The following is a 22,550-nucleotide window of genomic DNA, read 5'->3' as shown; positions in this document are numbered from 1 at the left end:
CGCAATCGTGACGGTCCCGGTCGGCAGGTCGACATGCCCCGACCGCCCTGCGCGACTGCCGCTTCTCGTGAACCCCCCGACCGGGAAAGACAAGTGGGAAGGATCTGCCATGGGCACGGTCACCACGAACGACGGCACCAGTATCTTCTACAAGGACTGGGGTCCGCGCGATGCCCGGCCGATCGTCTTCCACCACGGCTGGCCGCTCAGCGCCGACGACTGGGACGCTCAGATGATGTTCTTCCTCAACGAGGGACATCGCGTGATCGCCCACGACCGGCGGGGCCACGGCCGTTCCTCCCAGAGCCCGACCGGCCACGAGATGGACACCTACGCCGCCGACGTCGCGGCCCTGACCGATGCCCTCGACCTCCGGGAAGCCGTCCACATCGGCCACTCCACCGGTGGCGGCGAGGTCGCCCGCTACGTCGCGCGCGCGAAGCCCGGCAGGGTGGCCAAGGCCGTCCTCGTCGGCGCCGTGCCCCCGATCATGCTGAGGACGCCGGACAATCCCGGGGGTCTGCCGATGGAGGTCTTCGACGGTTTCCGCGCCGCCCTCCTCGCCGACCGCGCGCAGTTCTACCGCGACGTACCGGCCGGTCCGTTCTACGGCTTCAACCGGCCCGGCGCGCAGGTGTCGCAGGGCGTCATCGACAACTGGTGGCGACAGGGCATGCAGGGCGCGGCCAACGCCCACTACGAGTGCATCAAGGCCTTCTCGGAGACGGACTTCACCGAAGACCTCGGGCGGATCGAGGTCCCGGTCCTCGTCGCACACGGCACCGACGACCAGATCGTGCCCTACGACGACTCGGCACCCCTGTCGGCCGAGCTCCTGCGGAACGGCCGGCTCAAGAGCTACGAAGGGCTGCCGCACGGCATGCTGACCACGCACCCCGACGTCCTCAACCCCGACCTGCTGGCCTTCGTCAAGGAGTAGCGGCATCCGTGTCGAGCGTGACGTGCACGGTCTTGCCGCCCAGGGCGGGGACGACCGTGACGGTGTCGCCGAGGAGGGCGACGAGAGCCAGCCCGAAGCCGCCCCGCTCCCCGGGCACGCTCTGCCGCTCGGGGAGGTCCTCGCTCTCGTCGGCGACGCCGATGTCCAGCAGCGTTCCCCGCATGGTGAGGGTCAGCACGCACGGGCCGCGCGTGTGGTGGACGGCGTTGGTGACCAGTTCGGAGACGATGAGCACCACGTCGGGGGCGCGGCGCGTCCCCCCGGCTTCGGCGGCGAGCCACCTGGTGGTGTAGCGGCGCGCGGTACGTGGGGCGTGCGGATCGTAGGGGAGGAAGACGGTGAGGCGTCGCATGGGGGTCGCCGTCTGTGGGGTGGTGGTCATGACCGCTTCCCTCGGAGGGCTCGGCCGGTGCGTGCTCGGTTCCGGCGATCTGCCGGTGTCGCGGCGCCGCGGCATCGGCGGACAGTCACTGTCCCCGTGCCGTCGGCGGCCCTGGGGGAGGATTCGGCTTCCTGGGCGGGTGCCCGCCGCCCGTGGGCGGCGGTGCTCGCCCGCGCGTCGCGGTAACCGTTCGCCGTCGAGGTGGGACCCCGGCGGCAGGGCGGTGCGCGCCCGGTCGTCGTGACGGACGGGTGCGCACCGGTGCTCCACCGTTTTATGGCCGCCCGGCGGCAGGTGCAGCCGGGCGGCCCGGGGTGGGGTGTCACTCGGCACGGCCGACACGGCCGGTCAGGGCAGGGCCCGCCGCGGTGTGGGCATGGCTCCCGGGAAGGCTGGCGGTGGCGGTGACGGCGCGTCGGCGTGCGAGGGACTCCCTGGCCGCCTCGCGCGGGTGGCGGCGGCGCCAGTAGGGGTTGTCGTGGGACAGCTTGCTGGAGACGCGGCCGTACATGCCGAAGGTCAGGATGACCAGACCCATGACGAAGCTGAACATCACGTTGGTCATGCCGAAGTCGAGGACGTTGGCGGGCTTGTCCAGGATGAAGATGTGGGCGAAGCCGCTGAGCAGGAAGAGAGCGCCCACGGTCATGTTGAGCGTGGAGGCGAAGTTGCCGCCGATGACGCCGCCCGCGACGAGGGCGAGGCCGACGACGACGGAGACGAGGCTGAGGACGCCGTTCGTGGTCAGCCCGGCGAGGCTCTCGCCGTCGGTGGTGAACGGGGCGAGCCGGTTCGCGAAGCCCAGCACGCCGAAGACGAGCAGGACCACGCCGCAGAACGCGGCTCCGTAGCGGTACACCGTGGCGAGCTTGTGATCGACGGGAAGCTCGTCGCTAAGCCTCATGGCTTTTCCTTTCCGGCCGGGAAGACGGTTGGCCGCCGGACCGCTGAGCCTGGCGCCGCTCCCTCTCACCCCCTCATTCGGGACATAGAGGGTGAAAGGTTGCAGGAGGGAGTGGAGAAAGGCGGCACCGGTGCGCCGAGCCGTCCTCGCGGGTCGCGTCACGGGCGCGGAGCCGGCCCGCCCGTCGCGCGGAGCCGGCCCGCCCGTCGCGCGGCGCCGGTCCTACGTGTCGCCCCCGCCCGGGGCCCTGCTCCGCTGTCGTCCTCGGCCACGGCCGCGCCTCCCGGTGTCGCGGCGCGGCCCCGGAGGTCTCGTGCCGGGGTCGCGGTCGCTGCTTCCACCTTGGAGCGCGCTCCGGCGGACCGCATCCCGGCCTCCGTCCCCGAACCGTCCGCCCACCCCTCGCGCCGCGCCGGGGCGGGCCCTACGCCGGGCCCCGCCCGGCCGCCAGCAGATCGGCGACGGCCGAGCCCGTCGTTCGGTGCCAGGTTCCGCTGTGGCGGAGCATGGCGTGGTCGCCGCCCGTCACGGGAAGGAAGTGGGCCCGGGCGCCCGCCCGGCGGGCCCGCCGTACGTACGCCGCCGATGCGTGCGGGTCGGTGACGCGATCGCGGTCCCCGTGGACCACGATGATGCCCTTCTCCCGCAGGTGCGCGACCGGTTCCCCGGCGGGGCACCACGGGGCCAGGGCCACCACGGACCGCACCTGGGGCGCCGAGGCGGCGCGCAGGGCGGCCCGCCCGCCCATGGAGTGGCCCACCAGGACGACCGGGACGTCGCCGACGAGACGGGTCAGTTCCGCCAGCGCCCGCCGGGCGTCCCGCAGGGGATCGGCGGCATCCTGGTTCCAGCCCCGCACCCGGTAGCGCACCGCTCCCAGGAAGACGTCGTCCGGCACGGCGGCGGCGACGGCCCGCACCACGGGCCTCATCCGCACGGCCGCCAGATGCCAGGGACGTGAGGGGTCCCGGCTGTCGGACCTGCCGCCGTGCAGGAACAGCACCGCGGCGCGGGCCGCACGGGGAACGCGGCGTGTCAGCAAGGCGTCGGCGGGCTCGACCGCCACCTGCGAGGGCGCTTCGTTCTCGGACGCGGGCAACGGTGCTCCTCGGCGTTCGCGGGGGCCTCCCGGCCGGGACGACCGGTGATCCACCGATGACTCGTCGCCGGCGCTCCGACGGCTCGGTCCGCGGGCGCCGCGCTTTCGCCCGTCCTCGTGCCCGCCTCCTCGTACCCCACTCGTGGCCGTGCCCGAGCGGGGTACGACTGGGACCAATCCGCCGCCCTCCGGGGACCGGATTACCAGCGGGAAAGCCCGACCTCGGAGGACCTTTGTGAAAGAAGCCGTCTACATCGGCACGAACCCCTCGGCCAAGCCGGACCTGCAGGAACTGCTGGGCCAGGTGGCTCTCGGCGACGAGAAGGCGTTCGCCGTGGTCTACGACGCCGTGGTGGGGTCGGTCCTCGGGGTCGCCCGCGCCGTCCTGCGCGACCAGGCCCAGTCGGAGGAGGTGGCCCAGGAGGTCCTGGTGGAGGTGTGGCGTACGGCACCGCGCTACCGGGCCGAGCGGGGCACCGCCATCAACTGGATCCTGACGCTGGCGCACCGCCGGGCCGTCGACCGGGTGCGCTCCGTGGAAGCCGCGGCCGTCCGCGATCACAAGGCGGCGCTGCTGGACCGGACACCCGCGTACGACGAGGTGACCGAGCAGGTCGAGGCACGCCTGGAGCGGGAGCAGGTGCGGCGCTGTCTGCGCACCCTGACCGACATCCAGCGGCAGGCCGTCACGCTCGCGTACTACCGCGGCCTGACGTACCGCGAGGTGGCGGAGGCGCTCACGCTTCCGCTCGGCACGGTCAAGACCCGACTGCGCGACGGGCTCATCCGGATGCGCGACTGCCTGGGGGTGAGCGCGTGACGACCGCCGATCTGCACCGCATGACGGGTGCCTACGCCCTGCACGCGCTTCCCGCGGACGAACGCGAGGACTTCGAGCGGCACCTCGAGGACTGCGCGCCGTGCGTGGAGGAGACCGCGGAGCTGTCCGCCACCGCCGCCCGCCTCGGACTGGCGACGTCCGCCACGCCCGGCCCGGCACTGCGCGAGCAGGTCCTGCGCCGCATCACCACCGTTCGGCAGGACAGCCCCGGCGGACCCGTGCCCCCGCGCTCGGCCGGTGCCGCCCGGCGCATGCGGACGATGTCGCGGTGGGCGCTGGCCGCCTGCGTCGCGGCCGCCGCCGGACTGGGCGGCGCGACCGTGTGGCAGCACCAACGTGCCGACGACGCCCGGGAACAGGCCCGCAGGGCCGAACGCGGCGTCGACGAGATCGCCGCCGTCCTCACGGCCCCGGACGCCAGGACCAGCACGGCGCGCCTGGCCGACGGCGCCACCGGCACCGTCGTCGTCTCCGGCAGCCGGGACAAGGCCGTCTTCCTCGCCTCCGGGATGGACCGGCCGCCCTCCGGCAAGGTGTACCAACTCTGGTTCGACGACCACGGCACCATGCGGTCCGCCGGTCTGATGGACCCCGACCGCACCGACCAGGCCGTCGTCATGGCAGGAGCCCTGGACGGCGCGTCCGGAATGGGCATCACCGTGGAACCCGAGGGCGGTTCGCGGCGGCCCACCTCCGAGCCGGTCGCCGTGATGGTGTTCACCGCCTGAACGGACCCGAACGGGCCGGGCCCCGCCGGTGCCGGCGGGGCCCGGCCCGCCCTCGAACGTCACCTCTGCGGCAGCGGGAAGGACCGATGGTGCGTGCCGCGTACGCGGCACGGCCGGGGCGGCCCGCCAGGTGCCGCTCCAGCAGCCGCTCCCCACTGCCGTTGACCGGCAGGAGGTCGTCACCACCGGGGAGACGACGGTGACCGCGGCCGCCCCGGCCCATGCGCACGCCGGTGCCGGAGGCGACCGGCACGACGCCCGGCGCGATCGCCGCCGACCCACGGGAGGCGCCGGACGCCTTCCACCTGCCGGTGGGCCGTCCCGGCACCCACAAGGTCTACCGCGGCGCCGCCCACCCCTCCCGGCTCGTACTGCCCTTCACGAAGGCGGCGCCCGCCCCGGCCGCCTGAGCGGGTGACCGAGGGGCGTCGTCCCGTGCGACCCGGCGGCCGCGGAGCGGTACCCCGGCTCTACGGCCGCCGTCCGCGGAGCCGGGGATCACTTGGTCGCGCCCTGCGAGAACCCGTTGTAGATGTAGCGCTGGAGGAAGAGGAACACGAGCAGGGTCGGGACGATCACCAGGATCGTGCCGGCCGAGATGTTCTCCCAGTGCGCGCCGAAGGGGCCCTTGAAGCGGAACAGCGCGGTGGAGACGGTGCCCAGGTCCTCCGACGGCATGTAGAGGAAGGGGATGTAGAAGTCGTTGTAGACGGTGATCCCCTTGATGATCACGACCGTGGCGATCGCCGGCTTGAGCAGCGGCAGGATGATCTTCCAGTAGATGGTGAGGGAGTTCGCCCCGTCCAGGCGCGCGGCCTCGTCGAGGGAGACCGGGATGCCCCGGATGAACTGCAGGAAGACGTAGATCGAGACGATGTCGGTCCCCATGTAGAGCAGGACGGGCGCCCACAGGCTGTTGAACAGGCCGAAGCTGTTGACCACCTGGAAGGTGGCGACCTGGGTGGTCACCCCGGGCACCAGGGTGGCGATCAGGAACAGTGCCATGACCGGCTTCTTCGCGCGGAAGGCGAAGCGGTCGACGGCGTAGGCCGTCATCGACCCGATGAGGACCGTTCCGGTGATCGAGAAGAGCAGGATGAACGCGGTGTTCGCGAAGGCGGACAGCATGTGGCCGTCGGTGAAGGCCGTGGCGTAGTTGCCGAAGTTGAGCCAGTCGCGCGGCAGTGTCAGGGCACCGCCGTCGGCGACCTCCTTCGACGTCTTCAGCGAGGTCAGGAAGACGACGGCGAGCGGGACCAGCACGATCAGGGACGCGGCGACCAGCGACAGGTAGGTCAGCGCCGGACCGATCCGGCGACGGCGTGCGGCGGGCGGCGTGGTCATGTGAGGTCCACCTTCTCGTCGGGTACGAGGCGGCGCTGGATCCAGGTGACCAGCAGGATGATCAGGAGCAGGACGACGGCGGCGGCGGACGCCAGGCCCGTCTTGTTGAACTGGAAGGCGAGCTTGACCGTCTGGATGACGAAGGTCGAGGTGCCGGTCGCGCCGCCGGTCATGATGTACGGGATCTCGAAGACGGACAGCGATCCCGAGACGGCCAGGATGACGCTGAGGCTGACGACCGGTCGGATGCCCGGGGCGATGATGTGGCGGAACTGCTGCCACCGGGAGGCCCCGTCCAACTGGGCCGCCTCGTACAGTTCGGCCGGGATCGACTGGATCGCGCCCAGGAACAGCACGAAGTTGAGCCCGGTGAAGCGCCAGACGGACACCCCGGCCAGCGAGGTGTTCGCCGACGCGGGGTCGCCCAGCCACGCGTGGTCGGAGCCGGCGCCGAGGAAGGACAGCACCGAGTCCAGCGTGCCGCCGTCCTGGAAGAAGTAGAGGAAGACGAAGCCGATGGCCACGCCGTTGACCAGGTAGGGGAAGAACAGGATGCCCTTGAAGAGGTTACGGAAGCGCAGGTCGAAGCTGAGGACGGTCGCGAAGTACAGGGCGATCACGATCTGCACGGCGGAGGCCGCGAGGTAGTAGAAGCTGACGAAGAACACCCGGAACAGTTCGGGCCGGGTGAAGATCTGACGGTAGTTGTCGAAGCCCGTGAAGTCGCGGTCCGGGCTGACGCCGTCCCAGTCGGTGAAGCTGTAGAAGACCATGTTTCCCACGGGCACGTAGGTGAACGTGATCAGCAGGGCGAGGGGGGCGGCGAGGAAGAGCCACGGGGTGAGGCGGCGCAGCAGCGGGGGGCCGCCGCGGGGCGACGGGCGGTGTGGCCTGCCGGGGGGCGGGGTGGTGGTGCGCGGCACTTTCGCGGATACCGTCTCGGTCGTCTCGGTCGTCTCGGGCATGTCGGGCCTTTCGTCGTCCGCTGGTCCGCCGGTCCGCCGGTCCGCCGGTCCGCTGGTCCGCTGGTCCACGGGTCCGCGGCGGGCGGCCGGCCCCGTCCTTCGGTCCGGGGCGGGGCCGGTTGCGGCTGGGGGAGGGGAAGGAGCCGGCCGGGGTCAGGAGCCGACGGTCCCGGCCGCCTCGTTCCACCGCTTGTCGAGGTCCGCGAAGAAGTCCTCCAGGTCGCCCTTCTGCGCGCCGCGAGCGGTGTCGACCAGCTTCTGCCGGTAGTCCGGCTTGTTGAGGCCGATCTCGGCCGCGTTGTCGATCGCGTTCACCTCGCCGGTCTTCGCCTCGGAGCGCTCCAGGAAGGTGACATCGTTGTCAACGAAGTCCGCGAGCGTGCTCGGCATCTCGGCGGACTTCAGCGCGGAGACGGCGCCCTCCTTCGCGGCGAAGCCGGACTTCTCCGCGAACCAGTCGATCCAGGCCCGTGCGGCGGCCTTGTGCCCGGAGTGGGCGTTGACCGCCTGCTGGTAGTCGGAACCGAGCACGGCGCAGTACTTGCCGTCCTTCTGCGCGGGGAAGGGCATGAAGCCGATGTCGTCGGGATCGGTGCCGGCCTGCCGGGCGGCGTCGCGCATCTGGGTGATGGCCCAGGACCCCAGCTGCATGGTGGCGATCTCGCCCTTGGCGACCATGCCCTTGGACGCCTCCCAGTTGGTGGTGTTGGGGTCCTTCTCCGACAGTCCGGACTTGACGATGTCGTGGAGGAGCGAGTCGATCGTGTGCAGCTCGCCGCCCTTCTTCCAGGGCGACACCGCGCCGGCCAGCTTGTCGTTGGCCCGGGCGTCGCAGGTGACCGAGCCGATGCTGTTGCTCCACGCGGTCAGCGGCCAGCCGTCCTTGAAGTTCGTGTAGTAGGGCACCGAGTCCGTTTTCGACCCGATCGCCTTCAGGGCGTCGAGGAACTCCTGCGGCGTGGTGGGCCAGGCGGTCACGCCCGCCTTCTTCCACACGGCCTTGTTGTAGAGGAAGCCGTTCGCGGTGCCGAAGGTGGTGATGCCGTAGATCTTGCCGCCGACGTCGGTCCGGTCGCTGAAGCGGTACTTGCCGCCCAGCTCCGCGCTGCTGCCCAGCGGGGCGAAGAACTTCGGGTAGTCGTTCTTGGCGACGACGGCCGGGATCATCAGGACGTCACCGTAGTCCTCGGTGTTCATCCGGATCTTGACCTCCCCCTCGTAGTCGGTGAGGGCCTCGAACTTCACCTTCACCTTGGGGTGGGTCTTGCGGAACTCGGCGGCGTACTCGTCCATCGTCCCGTTCTGGACGAGATCGGTGCGGTGCGTCAGAACCTTGATGGTGCCCGAGGCGTCGGCGGGATCGGCGGGTGCCTCCGCCGCCTCACCGGAGACCGTGCCCTGGCCACTGCAGCCGGCGACGGTCAGGACCGCGGCGGCCAGAAACGCTCCCGTGAACGAATTCTTCTTCCCCATGTGCCCAGCTCCTTCAGGATCGCGGCTCAGCGCTGCGGGTGGGATGTGGGCACTATGGCAGCCGCTGGTTAACCGGTAAAGCTAGGATTTCCCGCACGATACGCAATCGTTACCGTGGGTGGCGCGCAGCCGATACTGACGCGCTCTGGGGCACCGGAAGAGATCGCGAAGGCAACTAGACCGGTTTATGGACAGTCGTTGATCAGCCGGTTAGGTTGTCGGCCGTTGTCCCTCCACCGGGGCCTGAGTCAGGCGATTGGAGCCGCACCATGAAGGACGTCACCCAGCTCACGGAAGGCTGGAGCCTGCGCCACGGAGGGGAACTGCTGGAGGCCACGGTGCCCGGCTGCGTCCACACCGACCTGCTGGCCGCCGGCGTCATCCCCGACCCCTTCGCCGGACTCAACGAGACGGAGGTCGCCTGGGTCGGCCGCCGCGCCTGGACCTACGTCCGTGATCTCGCGGATCTCGCGGATCTCACCCACGACGGCGCGCACGAGCGCACCGACCTGGTCCTCGACGGCCTCGACACGGCCGCGCACCTCACCCTCGGCGGCCGCCCGGTCGGCACGACCCGCAACATGCACCGCCGCTACCGCTTCGACGTCACCGGCCGCACCGGGCCGCTGGAGATCCGCTTCGCCTCCGCCTACGACGAGGCCGCGGCCGTCCGCGCCGTCACCGGGGAGCGGCCCAACGTCTACCCGGAGCCGTCGCAGTACATCCGCAAGATGGCCTGCAGCTTCGGCTGGGACTGGGGTCCCACGCTGGTGACCGCCGGCATCTGGCGACCCGTGCGACTCGAGCACTGGTCCACCGCCCGCATCGCCGGCGTACGCCCGCTCGTCACCGTGGACGAGGGCACCGGCCGGGTGGAGGTGCGGCTGGAGGTCGAACGCACCGCGCGGGGGCGGGAACGCACGCTGCGCGCCGAGGCCCGGCTGGCCGGCGCCCGCGCCGAGGCCGTCCTGACCGGCGACGAGGCGGTGCTGTACCTGGAGGTGCCCGGTGCCCGCCTGTGGTGGCCCCGCGGATACGGCGAACAGCCCCTGTACGACCTCCACCTCGTCCTGAGCGACGACGAGAGCGGCCCGCTGGACACCTGGCACCGCCGGATCGGCTTCCGCACGGTCGCACTCGACCGCTCGGCCGACGAGCACGGCACCGGCTTCACCCTCGTCGTCAACGGCGTGCGGATCTTCGCCCGCGGCGTCAACTGGATCCCCGACGACGCCTTCCCCTCCCGGATCACCCCGGAGCGCTACCGGACCCGGCTCACCCAGGCCGCCGGGGCCAACATCGACCTGGTGCGGGTCTGGGGCGGCGGGATCTACGAGGACGACGCCTTCTACGACGCCTGCGACGAGATGGGGCTGATGGTCTGGCAGGACTTCCTCTTCGCCTGTTCCGCCTACCCGGAGGAACAGCCGCTGCGCGGCGAGGTGGAGGCGGAGGCGCGCGACAACGTTGTCCGGCTCATGCCGCACCCCTCCCTGATCCTGTGGAACGGCAACAACGAGAACCTGTGGGGCTTTCGCGACTGGGGCTGGGAGGGCGCGCTCGCCGGCGACTCCTGGGGCGAGGGCTACTACCTCGGCCTGCTGCCCCGCGTCGTGGCCGAACTCGACCCGACCCGCCCCTACACCGCCGGCAGCCCCTGGTCCGGCTCCTGGGACCACCACCCCAACGACCCCGCCCACGGCACCCACCACTCCTGGGAGGTGTGGAACCGCCAGGACTACGCCGAGTACCGGGCGAACGTCCCCCGGTTCGTGGCGGAGTTCGGCTGGCAGGCGCCGCCCGCGCAGGCCACCCTGCGGCGCGCCCTGCCCGGCGAGCGGCTCGCCCCCGACTCCCCGGGCATGCTCCACCACCAGAAGGCCGAGGACGGCAACGGCAAGCTCGACCGCGGCGTCGCACGCCACTTCCCGCTGCCCGAGGGCGACTTCGACCGCTGGCACTACCTGACCCAGCTCGTGCAGGCCCGGGCGGTCGCGGCGGGCATCGAACACTGGCGCTCACACTGGCCCGTCTGCGCGGGCACGATCGTCTGGCAGCTCAACGACTGCTGGCCCGTCACCTCCTGGGCGGCCGTCGACAGCGACGGCCGCCCCAAGCCCCTCTACCACGAGCTGCGCCGGGTCTACGCCGACCGGCTCCTGACCCTGCAGCCCGGCACCGACGGCCCGGTGCTCGCCGCGGTCAACCAGGCCGCCGAGCCCTGGCCGACGGCGGTGACGCTGCGCCGGTGGCGGGCGGACGGAACCCTGGTCCACGAGAGCGTCCTCGACGTGACCGTCGGGCCCCGCTCGGTCGTCCGGCTCCCGGTGCCCCGCGACCTCGTCCCGGACGCGCGGTCGGCGAAGGAGTTCCTGGTCGCCGACGCGGGGGCGTCCCCCCGCCCGGACGGGGACGGGAGCGGGGAAGGACTGCGCGCCCTGCACTTCCCGGTCGCCGACAAGGACTTCGCCTACCCGCGGCCCGTCTACGACGTCGGCGTGGAGCCCGTTCCCGGACAGCGGGATAGAGTCGACGTCGTGGTGAGCGCCCGTACCCTCGTCCGAGACCTCCTGCTCCAGGCAGACCGGCTCGGCCCGGCCGCCGTCGGCGACCGGGGCCTTGCGACCCTGCTGCCCGGCGAACACGTCCGGATCCGGGTCACCGGCTGCGACAGCGTCGACGTACAGGACGTCCGGGCCGCCCTGCACTGCGTGGACGTGACGTGAACAGCTCGACGGACCGGGTCACCATCAAGGACGTCGCCGCCCGGGCCGGGGTGTCCAAGGGCGCGGTGTCGCTGGCGTTCAACCACAAGCCCGGCGTCTCCGCGGCCACCCGCGAGCGGATCTTCGAGGCGGCCCGGGAACTGGGCTGGGCCCCCAGCGCCACCGCGCGCAGCCTGTCCAGCCGGCGGGTGGACGTCGTCGGGCTCGCGCTGTGCCGGCCCGCCCGGCTGCTCGGCCTCGAACCGTTCTACATGGAGTTCATCTCCGGCATCGAGAGCGTCCTGGCGGAGCGGTCGTGCTCGCTGCTGCTGCGACTGGTGCGCGACCTCGACGAGGAGGTCGCCGTCCACAAGGCGTGGTGGAGCGGCCGGATGATCGCCGGGGCGATCCTGGTGGACCTCCGTGAGGACGATCCCCGGCTGCCCGCCCTCAAGGGTGCCGGGCTGCCGGCCGTGGCCGTCGGCCACCCCTCCCTCACCGGTCCGTTCCCGGCGGTGTGGACCGACGACGCCTCCGCGGTCGGCGAGGCCGTCCGCTACCTGGCCGCGCTCGGCCACCGCAGGATCGCCCGCGTCGGCGGCCCGGCCGACCTCGGCCACAGCGCCATCCGCACGCGGGCGTTCGCGACCACCATGCGCGAACTCGGGCTGGAGGAGGCCCGGCAGATCGCCACGGGCTTCGAGGAGAAGGAGGGCGCCCGCGCCACCCGCTCGCTGCTGCTCGCCGCCGACCGGCCCACCGCCATCGTCTACGACAACGACATCATGGCGGTCGCGGGCGCGGGCGTCGCCGCCGAGATGGGCTTCACCGTCCCCGACGACCTGTCGCTGGTCGCCTGGGACGACTCCCAGCTGTGCCGCATCACCCATCCGACGCTGTCGGCGATGAGCCACGACGTGCACCATTTCGGAGCGGAGGTGGCGCGGGTCCTGTTCGACGTGGTCGACGGGACGCGGACCGGTCCGCACCAGGCCCCGACACCCACGCTGACACCACGGGGCTCCACCGCCCGGGCGCCCGGGGCGGGTGGGTAGTCCGGCCGACGCGCGCAGGGCCGCTCCACCGGGGGACGCGGCCCTGCGCGCGTCGGCCTGCGGCCGTCAACTCGTTCTGCAGGTGCTGCCGTTGAGGGTGAAGGACGCGGGAACGCCGTTGGTTCCCGCGGTGGAGGAGCCGTTGAAGCCGAAGCTCACCGTGCCGCCGGGCGGGATCGTCTCCGTCCAGGACTCGCCGGTGGCCCGCACCTGGCGCCCCTGCTGGGTCGCCCGGGCGTTCCAGGCGTGGTCGAGCTTCTGCTCGCCGGGGAGGGCGAAGTCGAGCCGCCAGCCCTCGACGGCCGTGGCAGCGGTGTTGCGTATGGTCACGTCCGCGTTGAACGAGTCGCCCCAGTCGCCGAGCCGGCAGGTGACCGCACAGCTTGCCCCGGTGGAACCGTCGTCCGGGACGGAGCCGAAGACGCCGGCCTCGCGTGCGGTCTGCTTGATGCCGTCGGTGCCGTCGAAGATGCGGCGGCCCCAGCCGGTGAGCCGGGAGGCGTCGAAGCCGGTGGCCATGTCGAGGTACTCGACGCCGCCGCCGTTGCCGCTCCAGGACCAGCCCAGATAGCCGATGCCGAACCGCTGGGCGGCGGCCATGACGGCGTCCTCGTCCGGGTCGCCGTCCGAGTGGTCGTTGCCGAATTCACCCACCACAAGAGGAAGTTTCTGCGAAGTGAACCGGTTCAGTTAGTCGTTCACCTCCGCGGCGGTGTCGAAGACGCCGTACATGTGGACCGAGAAGACCGTGTTGCGGTCGGGGTCGGCCGCGAAGACCTTTCCGGCGTTGTCCCGCATGGTGAAGGACCAGTCCTGTCCCCAGTCGGGCGCGTCGACCATGAGGGTGTGGTCGAAACCGGCGGCACGCATGCGCGCGATCGCGTTCTGCGTGTCCGAGGTCCACGCCCCGTAGCCGGAATTGCCGTACGGCTCGTTCCCGAGGTTCAGGACGACGTACTTCTCCTGACCCCACAGCACGTCCTGGACGCCGATCCAGTAGTCCACGGCGCGGGCGAGGGACGCCGCCCCGGCCTGTTCGTCGTGGCCGGTGGTGTCGTGCGCCTCCAGGACGCAGATCAGGCGGTTCCGCTTGCACGCGGTGATGACGGCGGCCACCTCGGCGGCGGTGGTCCCGGTCCAGCGGTCCCCCGTGGCGAGGGCCACGCGCACCGAGTTGGCGCCCAGCGCCTTGACCTCCTTCAGCGCCTGGGGCGTCCGGGTGGGGTACCAGGCGTGCGCGTGGTTCACGCCGCGCAGGACGAAGTCGTCGCCGTTCGCGTCCAGCAGACGGCCGTCGTCGACGTGGAACCCCGATACCGCCCGCGTCTGCGCCTGCGTCGGGGACGGGGCGGCCGGTAGCGAGGCCGCGAGGGCCAGCAGCGCTCCCGCCGCGGTGGCCGGTCCTCTTCTCATCGCTGCTCCCAAAGTCGTCACGGGCGCGGACACGCGTGCTCGCCGGACCGGGCTGTGCTCCGGCCCGGAAAGGGGTGCCGCGCGCCTGCCGGGAATCCCGTCGCCCGGATCCGAAGCGCGACTCGCACCGGGCGGCGGGACGTCGGACGACCGCCGCGGACCACTACCCGTTTCCCGCGGTCGGAGGGGGAAAGGGTGGCAGGGGCGATCTTTCGTCCGGCGGTCGTGAGAGAGGCTGGAAGGAGACTCGGCGCACGACAACCATCCGAGCGAAACCGGTTAAGTTCAGTCGCGGTTGAGTTGGTGCGGCCACTCGGTCCGCGCCGCACCCATGCGGAGGCGTCGACCGGATCGGGGCGCCGACGCCGGAGCGACGGCTTGATAGGCAAGTGGTTTCTTGCCTATTCTGGGGGATGTGGCCGATGACGTTTTCAAAGCTCTGGCCGACCCCACCCGCCGTGCCATCCTCGACGAGCTCACCGAGAAGACCGGGCAGACACTGTTCGAGATCTGCTCGCGGCTGACCATGAAGCACCGGCTGGGCATCTCACGCCAGGGCGTGTCCCAGCACCTCGCCGTGCTGGAGGCCGCCGGGCTCGTCGAGACCAGGCGGGAGGGCCGCTACAAGTTCCACGACCTGAACACGACGCCGCTGCGGCAGATCGCCGAGCGCTGGCTCGTGCCCGACCCCTCCGGACCGCAGGAGAGCACCCCGTGAAGATCCATCTGACCAGCGTCTTCGTCGACGACCAGGCCGAGGCCGAGCACTTCTACACGGAGATTCTCGGTTTCGTGAAGAAGTACGACGTCCCACTGGGCGAGAACGCCCGGTGGCTGACCGTCGTCTCGCCCGACGAGCCGGACGGCACCGAACTGCTCCTGGAGCCCGCCGGGCACCCGGCCGTCAAGCCCTACCGCGACGCACTCGTCGGTGACGGTATCCCGCTCGCCCAGTTCGCCGTCGACGACGTGACGGCGGAGTACGAGCGCCTGCGCGCCCTCGGCGTCCGCTTCACCCAGGAGCCGCTGGAGATGGGCCCCGTCACCACGGCCGTCTTCGACGACACCTGCGGAAACCTGATCCAGATCGCGACCAGGCCGCAGTAGTCGGCCGGTTCCCGGGCCGGACGGGGGACGGTCCGGCCGATCCGGCTGCCGCACCACGACAGGCGGGGATGAGCCGACATCTTTCGGGCAGGTGCGCGGAGCGGCGGGGAGACGCGGCGCAGCCCGGGGAGGTCGGTGCCGCGTCTCCCCGCCCGATGTTCCGTGGCCCGTCTCGAAAGGCGCGGGACGGGTGGGGGCGGGTACTGCGCAAGGGGTCGCGAAAGGGTGGACCTGCCCGTGGGTGCTCGGCGGCGCCGACGCCCGCCGCGCCGGTCCTGCCGGCTCGGGGCGGGGCCGTCCGCCGTTCCCGCGCCCCGCCGCGGTGCCGGGAACACTGAAGTCGTCGGGCGGGGGTAGTCGGTTCCGGCAAGGTTCCCTCGTACGAAAGAGAAGCCTGTTCCATGGCCGAGACACGAGACGTCGTCGAACTCATCCTCCAGGACCACCGCCGGATGGAGGACCTCTTCCGCCTGATGCGCAGCGTCGAAGCCGACCGGGCCGCCGCCCTGCGCGAGTTCGCCGACCTGCTGATCGCGCACGCGCTGGCCGAGGAGGCGAAGGTGTATCCCGCCCTCAAGCGCTACAAGAAGATCGACGACGACGAGGTCGAGCACGGCGAGGAGGAGCACGAGGAGGGCAACAAGGCGCTCCTCGAACTCCTGGAGGTCGAGGAGGTCGGCTCCGAGGAGTGGGACGAGAAGCTGGAAGCACTGGTGGAGGCGGTCACCCACCACGCCGACGAGGAAGAGCGGACGATTCTCAACGGCGCACGCGAGAACGTCGCCATGGAGCGCCGCGAGGAGCTGGGGGAGGCCTTCCTGGCGGAGCGGGAACGTCAACTGAAGGCGGGCTGCGGCACGCTGGACAACGTCCGCGGCGTCGTCGGCTCCTGACCCGTCCCCCGTCGTGGTGCCCTCGGGTCGGGACAGGCGGACCTGGCCTGACCCGACCCGGCGAGGAGTGCGAGGCCGGTGGCCGCGGGGGCCGTCGAGCCACACGGCCGGGGTCAGCACTGCAACGGTGTTTGTCGTGGCCGCCCGCCGGCACGCCGTCTGGCCGGCGGGCGCACCGGCCGCGGACACCGTGTGACGCGTACCCGGTGACTCGGAAAACCTTCCCGGTCGTGTGGTCGACGCCGTCGGCGAGGACGTCGACCACCTGAAGGTGGGGGACGAGGTTCTGGGCTGGTCCGACACCGGCTCCTACGCCCAGTACGCCCTGGCGTCCGCGGCCGTCCTCGCGCCCAAGCCGGCAGGCCTGGACTGGACACGCGCCGCCGCCCTGCCCGTGGCGAGCGACGGTGCCGAACGCGTGCTGGACCTGCTCGGCGTCGCCCCGGGTGAGACGCTCCTGATCCACGGAGCGTCCGGCGCGCTCGGCACCATTGCCGTCCAGCTCGCCGTCGCCCGCGGCGCCCGCGTCATCGGCACCGCCGGACCGGCCAACCAGGAGTACGTCACCTCGCTCGGCGCGACCGCGCTGGTCTACGGGGACAACCTGGTCCAGCGGGTCCGCGAGCTCGCCCCCGACGGAGTGGACGCCGTCTTCGACACCGCGGGCAAGGGCGCGCTGGAGGGCTCCATCACCTTGCGCGGCGGCACCGACCGGATCGTCACCACCGCCGACTTCCGCGCCCGTGAACTCGGCATCGTCTTCGCCGAGGGCCCGCAGCGCCGCTCCGCCGCGCGGCTGGCCGAGCTGGCTCAGCAGGCCGCCGACGGCACACCGGTGACCACGATCGGCGCCGTCCACCCGCTGGCGGAAGCCGCCAAGGCGCAGCAGGCGAGCGACGGCGGCCACAACCGCGGCAAGATCGTCCTCACCGTCGACTGACCGATCACCCCACTCTTGTGACGAGGGAGCAGCGATGTCCGTCACCACCTCGTCGGAGCCACCGGACGCCGTGCGCGACGGCCGATTGAGCCACGCCGTCTTCCAGCTCGCCCGCGCCCACCGCGGCCACGCCGCCGCCATGCTGCGCGTCCTGAACCTGCACCCGGGACAGGAGCTGCTGCTGATGCAGCTCTTCGACCGCGACGGCCAGGCCGCCTCCGCACCTTCGACTCGGCGCGGACGACGGGCCGGTCAGGCCGCGCTCCGGTCGTTGTAGTGGCGGACGATCTCGTCGAACGCGGCTCGGCCGGCGTCGTCGAGGCGGTAGGTGTCGCGGCGGGGCAGGGGCGGGCGGGTGCAGCCCGGTCCGTGGGCCTGGCCGTCGGAGTGCTTCCAGAACGGGCAGCACGGCGTGAGCGGCCGGACCTGCTCGCCGGCCTCCAGCCGTGCCGCGCGCTGCGCCTGGGCCCGCGCGCGGTGGTGGGCGCACCGGCATACGGCGTCGGCGGCGAGCAGGCTGGGCGCGGCCCAGGCGACGAGGATGCCGAGCAGCCACTCGTGGTTGACGAGGAGCCAGGCCGCGGCGGCCAGTTCGGCGAGGGCGAGGACGCGGCAGGCGCGGGCGAGGGCGAGGTGTCGGGTCACGGGTGGCTCCCGGTGGGTGGGCTGTTCCTGGTGCAGTTGCGGATGCCCCGTCCGGCCCGCGTCAGCCCGTCGCCCGGCGCATGCGCCGGGCATGGCCGAAGGGGCCCGCCGCTTCGCCCGTCGACTTTCCCAGGTGCCACCGCCGGGCTGCCTGTTCCCGGAACGGCTCGTCACCGGGCGGCAGTGAGCACGATCTTGCCTTGCACGTGTCCTCGGGCGGCGCGTTCGCGCGCGGCCCGGGCGTCCATGAGCAAGTACGCGCGGTCGATCGCGACGCGCACCGTGCCCGTGTCGAGCAGTCGTCCCGGTTCGGCGAGCTGCGCGCCGTTGGAGCGGACCTGGGCGCTGGAGACCGGGACGCCCGGCTTCGCGGTCTCTTCTTCGTCGAAGTCCCGGGGAGCACGGGGAACTGGGCGCCGCCTGCCTTGAGCGTGCGCAGGAAGCGCCTGCCGCCGGGGTCGCCGACGGTGTCGGGAACGAGGTCGACGTCGCGCACGAGTTCCGCGGGACGGCCCTTGGTGCAGTCGATGAACCGGTCGGTGCCGAGCTCGCGCAGGAACGTCTCGTGGGCGCCCGACGCCACCGCGATGACGCGTGCGCCCTTCCATTCGGCCCGTTGCAGCGCGAAGTTCCCCACGCCGCCCGCGGCGCCGTCGACGAACACCGTGGTGTCGGCGTCGAGCGGCACCGGGCGATGCCTCACCTCCTGGAAGGGCGAGGGGTGATCGTGTCCGACGTCGATCAGGAACTGCCACGCCGTCAGTGCCGACGATCCGCGACGGCATGGCCTGTCCGTCGACGGCGGCCGCACCCGGGGCGGGCAGGAGGCGAGCCTGTTCACCAAGGACGGGCCGGCCGCCGCCGGACCCGAGTGGGACCGGGGGCCCGAGGGGACGGGCGCCTCGCCCAGGAGCGCGGGCCGCTCGAGTTCCTCGCACGCGATGACGGTCGTCACGACGATTCGCCCGAAGCTCGGCCGTCACCCGGTGGCCGGTGAGCCGGCCGAAGCCTTCGCGGCCACGTTGCCTGTGCCGACGCCCCGACGGGATCGGTGGGTCACCGAGGTCGTCCTTCCCGCGACGGGCACCTGGAAGAACCCCGACGCGGGGTGTGCGCGGGCAGACACCGGCCTCGTCGCCCCGAAGGCCGGGCGGCCGCCGTTGTCCGTCGAAGCCGACGACTGCACCGGGGAAGCCCCGTTCGGCACAGCCGAGTTCGACAAGCACACGCGTCGCTTTCGCCGTGAGGTGAAGGACACCGACGGCCGGCCCCGTCGCTCGGTCAGTTCCTCAGGGCGCCCACGGCCCGAGCATGTTCTTCATCGCATCCGTCATCGCGAACTGCAGCAGTGGGCCGTAGGTGATCCGGCCGACGCCGAGGCGGCGGAAACGCTCAAGATCGTGCCTGACGGGATGGGCCGTGGAGTTGACGGGAACGGCGACGGCGCCGGTCACCGCCGTGAGCAGGTCGTCGTCGTCCTGAATACCCACCGGGTAGACGCTGTCGGCGCCGGCCTGTTCCAGGGCCCGCAGTCGCTCGATCGCCTCGTCGAGGACGCCGGAAGCGTCCTGCGCGTGCAGGAAGAGGTCGGTGCGCCCGTTCACCCAGACCGGGACCCCCGCGTCGTCAGCCGCCGCGCGCAGGCCTGCGACGTAGCTCGCGTGCTCCTGCGTGCTGCGCACGCGGCCGCCGTCCGAGTGGACGGTGTCCTCGACGTTGAGACCGACGCCGCCGACCTCGATGAGCCCGGCGACGAGATCCGCGGGCTTCTGCCCGTACCCGGCCTCCAGGTCCACGGACACGGGGACGTCGACCGCCGCGATGATCGGCCTGACGGCGGTGAGCACCTCCTCGAAGGTCTGCCCCTCATGGTCGCCGGCCCCCCGGGAGTCGGCCAGCGGATGACTGCCGATCGTCAGCGCGGGGAACCCGGCGGCGGCTGCCGTCCGCGCGGACCAGACGTCCCAGACGGTCGGCAGCACGAGCGGCTTGTACTCGGCGTGCAGCTGCTTGAGGCGTTGAGCGCGCTCAACGGTGGTACGAAAGTCCATGTCAAGGACGCTACACCTGGATTGACACGGACAACGTACCGGCGGGGCGCCGCCCGGTGACGGGAAGATGCACTCCCGGTTCCCGTTCTCGCAGGTCACCCTGGTACAGATGGCGAGGACGCCCAAAGCACGGGGTGTTCAGGCCGAGGCCGTCGGCGTCGCCTCCGCTCCAGCGGCTTCCCCCTCGACCGGGCACCGGCGGCCGGTGCCGGGGCCGCCGCGACCGGACAACGGGCGCTCGTGCTTTCCGGCGGAGACTGCTGCGCGCCGACGACCCGCCGGCCCATCGCGGCAGCCTGGACCTGGCCGACCTGGCCGACCTGGCCGACCTGGCCGACCTGGCCGACCTGGCCGACCTGGCCACCCGGCCGACCACCGCTGGTTCCGGTTCCCGGAGGGAACCGACCCGGCCCGGCAGTCGTACGGGAACGGCGGCGAGCCCCGCGAGGGTCCGGTGGTGCGGGCCGTCCAGGAGCGCACGCAGGCGGTGTTCTGGAACGGCACCGTCAGGATGACCTCGACCGGGCACGGCCGGCTCGAGGAGTCGGCCGTGACACCGCTGGTCGACAGGCCGCCGAACCGCGTGGTGGCGGCGGATGCGGGCCGTGGCGGCGCGTGCGGTCACGCCCGGCAGGCCCACCACGCGAGAGCACCTGCAGAACGCCCGGACGGAATGCTTTTTCGGATGCCGGGTCGGCCCCGAACCCCCGCTCCGGGGCCGATCCGGCGTGACAGCGTGGCATCCCCGTCCGGCGTCCCGGTCAGGTGAGCACGCTCCGCGTCGCGTCTCGGCCGGTCCGGGGGTCTGTCAAGCGAGGCGTCCACCGCTTCGTCCAGGTCCTGGAACGCGACATCCGCAGCCGGCTCGCCGACTGGGACGAACACCCCGGGCCGTCCCTCTGGACGAACACCCCGGGCCGCCCATCCGGACGAAGACCGCCCACGAGATCCTCGACGAAGTCGCCGCCCACCGCCGACGAATCTCCGACTCAGGTCACCGGGTGCGGCGTGCCGCCCACACCGTGCGCTCGGTGCGCACGGTCAGGTCGTCGCGGCGCAGGATGCTGCGAGGGCTGTCGTCGTCGAGCAGTTGGTCGAGGGCGGTCAGGTCCCCGGCCGTCAGGACGGACGCGACACCGCCGCGCACGCGGCGCAGGCTGCTGCGGGCGTAGCGGCCCGTCGCCTCGCTCCGGGGCGGGCCGATGGCCACCGTGACGGTGCGCTCACCCTCGACGGTGAAGCCGGCTCCCGTCAGCTTGCCCGCCCAGTCGGCACCACGGTGGGGGACGTGCTCGGCGTGGTGGTGGGCGAGTGCGGCATGGCAGCGTTCCTCCAGACCGGGAGCGCCTTCCGGGGCGTCCGCGGGCAGGAACCGGGGGAAGCCGGCCAGTTCGACGACGGCGAACAGCCCGTCCGGTGACAGCAGGTCGTGGACCTGGCGCAGCGTGCGGTCGGGGTCGGCCATGTGGTGCAGGGAGGCCGACGCCCACACCAGGTCCGGCGTGCCGAGGTCCGGCCACCTCGCGGCGTCGAGGTCGGCGTGAACGACGTGAACGCGTTCGGCCGCTCCGGCGGCGGCCGCCTTCTCCCGCAGGCGACGCAGGTGCACGGCGGAGGAGTCGACGGCCGTCACCTCGGCCTGCGGGAAACGCTCGAGCAGAGCGAGGGTGCCCGCTCCGGTGCCGCAGCCCAGGTCGACGATGTGGCGAGGGGCGGACCCGACGGGGAGCCAGGCGGTGATGGACGCGGTGTGTTCGGCGAGCACTTCGGCGTCCAGGTCGAGGATCTCCGTCTGGTCGCCCGTGTCGTGCCCGTGAGCGTGGCGGGCGCCGAGGAACGCTGTGTCAGGGGTGGGTTGATTCATGCGGCCACGCTAGGCAGGCGATCGGCGTGCGGCCCGCTCCGTGTCGGAATGCGCAAGAAAACGGCCCGCTGGAGCGCGGAACACGCAAACCGTCACGTCCACGGGGCCGTCACGGCGCCGGGCGGTCCTTGCGGTCCGTGTCGCCGCCGCGCTGGTGGCCGCGGCGCGCGTCGCGGTCGAAGATGCCGAGGATCTCGCACGGTCCGCCCTCCGCGCCGATGGCGTGCGGGAGCATCGTGGGGAACTCCGCCGCCTGGTTGGTCTCGACACGCAGGCGCCGGTTGCCCAGGAGCAGGACGGCGGTGCCGGACAGGACGACGAGCCATTCGCGACCGGGGTGGGCCCGCATCCGTGACGGATCGTCGGGCGGCGGGTCGGTCATCCGCCGGCGTACGACGGTCATGCCCGGCTCGGCCTTGACGGGCCACCGCATCTGCCCGCGCGTCGCGTCGACCGTCGGGTGGGAGACCACGTCGTCGGCGGCGTTCTCGACGAGTTGGTCGAGCGAGGTGTCCAGGGCGCGGGCGAGGGTGACGAGTTGGTCCAGGGCGAGGCGACGCTGTCCGTTCTCGATGCGGGACAGCGTGGACTGGCTGAGGTTGGCGCGGCCGGCCAGGTCCTCCAGGGACCACCCCTGAGCCAGGCGCAGCGCACGGATGCGTTTGCGCACAAGACTGTCCAGCTCACCGTTGTCTTGCGTCATGCGCAACATTGTATGACTGCTCGGCAAGGTGTGGGCGGTGGCGCCCGAGCTCGTGGACGCGGCGCCCGACGGTGTTCGGCAGGCGGCCGGACCCAACCGGACGGCGTGAGCGAGGACCACACGCCCATCCACTGCTCGGCGCCCCACTCCTCGAACCGTCGCACCTCGGTGAACCCCGGTTTCGCCGCGAGGCGCATCGAGCGGTCGTCGGCGGTCCGGGTGCAGAGCACCACCGGCTCACCGGGAAACGCGTCCGCGAACCAGCCGAGTACCGCCGCGCACGCCTCGGCGGCGCACCCGCGTCCCCACACGCCCGCCACGGGCACCGGCATCGGCCGGTTCGTGACGTCCCCCGCAGGGACGCCCGCGAGCGCCCGCCCGCGGCGGCCGGGCGACGCGGCGGGCGGCCTTCGCGCGGCAGGCGCTCCGTCCTACAGTGAAGCCCCGGGCCGACGGCGCCTGGAACGCTGTCTCGAA

The 22,550-nt window shown here is 72.2% G+C and carries 20 protein-coding genes and 5 pseudogenes; 12 read left to right on the top strand and 13 right to left on the bottom strand.

Translation table 11 applies throughout. The features are described 5' to 3' along the window. Positions 1-109 precede the first annotated feature (109 nt). Positions 110-940 (top strand): alpha/beta hydrolase, encoded by an 831-nt coding sequence (locus tag ACGFQC_RS18470; RefSeq protein ID WP_363090515.1) that lies wholly within the window; start codon positions 110-112, stop codon positions 938-940. Here the strand turns inward: ACGFQC_RS18470 and ACGFQC_RS18465 are convergent. From ACGFQC_RS18465 to ACGFQC_RS18455, 3 genes are all read right to left on the bottom strand, one after another. Continuing rightward, positions 930-1,343, bottom strand: coding sequence for an ATP-binding protein (locus ACGFQC_RS18465; protein WP_363090516.1), 414 nt, complete (start codon positions 1,341-1,343; stop codon positions 930-932). The genes ACGFQC_RS18470 and ACGFQC_RS18465 overlap by 11 nt on opposite strands. 322 nt (positions 1,344-1,665) lie before the next feature. Continuing rightward, positions 1,666-2,247 (bottom strand): DUF4383 domain-containing protein, encoded by a 582-nt coding sequence (locus ACGFQC_RS18460; RefSeq protein ID WP_363090517.1) that lies wholly within the window; start codon positions 2,245-2,247, stop codon positions 1,666-1,668. 424 nt (positions 2,248-2,671) lie between these two features. Next, entirely contained in the window at positions 2,672-3,346 is a 675-nt protein-coding gene (locus ACGFQC_RS18455; protein ID WP_363090518.1) for an alpha/beta fold hydrolase, read from the bottom strand. 235 nt (positions 3,347-3,581) lie between these two features. Between ACGFQC_RS18455 and ACGFQC_RS18450 the strand changes: the two genes are divergently transcribed. The 3 genes from ACGFQC_RS18450 (at position 3,582) to ACGFQC_RS18440 (ending at position 5,325) form a co-directional block, all read left to right on the top strand. Beyond that, positions 3,582-4,166: a sigma-70 family RNA polymerase sigma factor gene (locus ACGFQC_RS18450; protein WP_363090519.1), complete on the top strand. Its 585-nt coding sequence runs from the start codon at positions 3,582-3,584 to the stop codon at positions 4,164-4,166. Continuing rightward, a complete protein-coding gene (locus ACGFQC_RS18445) occupies positions 4,163-4,915 on the top strand; it encodes an anti-sigma factor (RefSeq protein WP_363090520.1) in 753 nt (250 codons plus the stop codon). The genes ACGFQC_RS18450 and ACGFQC_RS18445 overlap by 4 nt, the downstream gene beginning before the upstream one ends. A 221-nt stretch (positions 4,916-5,136) precedes the next feature. Beyond that, positions 5,137-5,325 (top strand): hypothetical protein, encoded by a 189-nt coding sequence (locus ACGFQC_RS18440; RefSeq protein WP_363090632.1) that lies wholly within the window; start codon positions 5,137-5,139, stop codon positions 5,323-5,325. Positions 5,326-5,413: 88 nt separating this feature from the next. Here the strand turns inward: ACGFQC_RS18440 and ACGFQC_RS18435 are convergent, their stop codons facing one another. The 3 genes from ACGFQC_RS18435 to ACGFQC_RS18425 all read right to left on the bottom strand — a co-directional run bounded on the left by ACGFQC_RS18435 (position 5,414) and on the right by ACGFQC_RS18425 (position 8,697). Continuing rightward, complete coding sequence (locus ACGFQC_RS18435) at positions 5,414-6,259, bottom strand: carbohydrate ABC transporter permease (protein ID WP_363090521.1); 846 nt, start codon at positions 6,257-6,259, stop codon at positions 5,414-5,416. Next, the gene (locus ACGFQC_RS18430; RefSeq protein WP_363090522.1) at positions 6,256-7,224 is read right to left on the bottom strand and encodes a sugar ABC transporter permease; all 969 of its coding nucleotides are present in this window, start codon (positions 7,222-7,224) and stop codon (positions 6,256-6,258) included. The genes ACGFQC_RS18435 and ACGFQC_RS18430 overlap by 4 nt, the downstream gene beginning before the upstream one ends. A 153-nt stretch (positions 7,225-7,377) precedes the next feature. Beyond that, complete coding sequence (locus ACGFQC_RS18425; RefSeq protein WP_363090523.1) at positions 7,378-8,697, bottom strand: ABC transporter substrate-binding protein; 1,320 nt, start codon at positions 8,695-8,697, stop codon at positions 7,378-7,380. A 269-nt stretch (positions 8,698-8,966) separates the two neighbouring features. Between ACGFQC_RS18425 and ACGFQC_RS18420 the strand changes: the two genes are divergently transcribed. Then, positions 8,967-11,423 (top strand): glycoside hydrolase family 2 protein, encoded by a 2,457-nt coding sequence (locus tag ACGFQC_RS18420; protein ID WP_363090524.1) that lies wholly within the window; start codon positions 8,967-8,969, stop codon positions 11,421-11,423. Continuing rightward, on the top strand, positions 11,420-12,457 hold the full coding sequence (locus tag ACGFQC_RS18415) for a LacI family DNA-binding transcriptional regulator (protein ID WP_363090525.1): 1,038 nt from the start codon (positions 11,420-11,422) through the stop codon (positions 12,455-12,457). Before ACGFQC_RS18420 ends, ACGFQC_RS18415 begins: the two co-directional genes overlap by 4 nt. Positions 12,458-12,523: 66 nt before the next feature. Here the strand turns inward: ACGFQC_RS18415 and ACGFQC_RS18410 are convergent. Next, a pseudogene (locus ACGFQC_RS18410) lies at positions 12,524-13,870 on the bottom strand (cellulase family glycosylhydrolase). A 415-nt stretch (positions 13,871-14,285) separates the two neighbouring features. Between ACGFQC_RS18410 and ACGFQC_RS18405 the strand changes: the two are divergent. The 5 genes and pseudogenes from ACGFQC_RS18405 to ACGFQC_RS18385 all read left to right on the top strand — a co-directional run. Continuing rightward, positions 14,286-14,588 carry a metalloregulator ArsR/SmtB family transcription factor gene (locus tag ACGFQC_RS18405; protein ID WP_363090526.1) on the top strand — a complete coding sequence of 101 codons (303 nt, stop codon included), beginning with the start codon at positions 14,286-14,288 and terminating at the stop codon, positions 14,586-14,588. After that, on the top strand, positions 14,585-14,977 hold the full coding sequence (locus ACGFQC_RS18400) for a VOC family protein (RefSeq protein ID WP_363090527.1): 393 nt from the start codon (positions 14,585-14,587) through the stop codon (positions 14,975-14,977). The genes ACGFQC_RS18405 and ACGFQC_RS18400 overlap by 4 nt, the downstream gene beginning before the upstream one ends. Positions 14,978-15,378: 401 nt before the next feature. Beyond that, positions 15,379-15,870, top strand: coding sequence for a hemerythrin domain-containing protein (locus ACGFQC_RS18395; RefSeq protein ID WP_363090528.1), 492 nt, complete (start codon positions 15,379-15,381; stop codon positions 15,868-15,870). Between the two features lie 232 nt (positions 15,871-16,102). After that, positions 16,103-16,810 carry an NADP-dependent oxidoreductase gene (locus ACGFQC_RS18390; protein ID WP_393288366.1) on the top strand — a complete coding sequence of 236 codons (708 nt, stop codon included), beginning with the start codon at positions 16,103-16,105 and terminating at the stop codon, positions 16,808-16,810. A gap of 34 nt (positions 16,811-16,844) precedes the next feature. Then, positions 16,845-17,030, top strand: a pseudogene (locus ACGFQC_RS18385) (MarR family transcriptional regulator); the annotation flags it as partial. Between the two features lie 32 nt (positions 17,031-17,062). Here the strand turns inward: ACGFQC_RS18385 and ACGFQC_RS18380 are convergent. The 3 genes and pseudogenes from ACGFQC_RS18380 to ACGFQC_RS18370 all read right to left on the bottom strand — a co-directional run bounded on the left by ACGFQC_RS18380 (position 17,063) and on the right by ACGFQC_RS18370 (position 19,506). Further along, positions 17,063-17,455, bottom strand: coding sequence for a hypothetical protein (locus tag ACGFQC_RS18380; protein ID WP_363090529.1), 393 nt, complete (start codon positions 17,453-17,455; stop codon positions 17,063-17,065). A gap of 170 nt (positions 17,456-17,625) precedes the next feature. Further along, positions 17,626-18,224: pseudogene (locus ACGFQC_RS18375) on the bottom strand (zinc-binding dehydrogenase); the annotation flags it as partial. 520 nt (positions 18,225-18,744) lie between these two features. After that, positions 18,745-19,506, bottom strand: a complete 762-nt coding sequence (locus ACGFQC_RS18370) for an isocitrate lyase/phosphoenolpyruvate mutase family protein (protein WP_363090530.1) — start codon at positions 19,504-19,506, stop codon at positions 18,745-18,747. A 257-nt stretch (positions 19,507-19,763) separates the two neighbouring features. On the opposite strand from ACGFQC_RS18370, the pseudogene ACGFQC_RS18365 reads away from it, so the two are divergent. After that, positions 19,764-20,101, top strand: a pseudogene (locus ACGFQC_RS18365) (hypothetical protein); the annotation flags it as partial. 399 nt (positions 20,102-20,500) lie between these two features. Here the strand turns inward: ACGFQC_RS18365 and ACGFQC_RS18360 are convergent. From ACGFQC_RS18360 to ACGFQC_RS18350, 3 genes and pseudogenes are all read right to left on the bottom strand, one after another. Next, a complete protein-coding gene (locus tag ACGFQC_RS18360; RefSeq protein ID WP_363090531.1) occupies positions 20,501-21,370 on the bottom strand; it encodes a class I SAM-dependent methyltransferase in 870 nt (289 codons plus the stop codon). A gap of 109 nt (positions 21,371-21,479) precedes the next feature. Continuing rightward, positions 21,480-22,073: an XRE family transcriptional regulator gene (locus ACGFQC_RS18355; RefSeq protein ID WP_363090532.1), complete on the bottom strand. Its 594-nt coding sequence runs from the start codon at positions 22,071-22,073 to the stop codon at positions 21,480-21,482. Positions 22,074-22,168: 95 nt separating this feature from the next. After that, positions 22,169-22,381: pseudogene (locus ACGFQC_RS18350) on the bottom strand (GNAT family N-acetyltransferase); the annotation flags it as partial. Positions 22,382-22,550: the final 169 nt, after the last annotated feature.

It is taken from the genome of Streptomyces sp. NPDC048734 (genome assembly GCF_043198675.1).
Taxonomy (GTDB): domain Bacteria; phylum Actinomycetota; class Actinomycetes; order Streptomycetales; family Streptomycetaceae; genus Streptomyces.
This window is presented reverse-complemented; position numbering and strand designations above follow the sequence as displayed.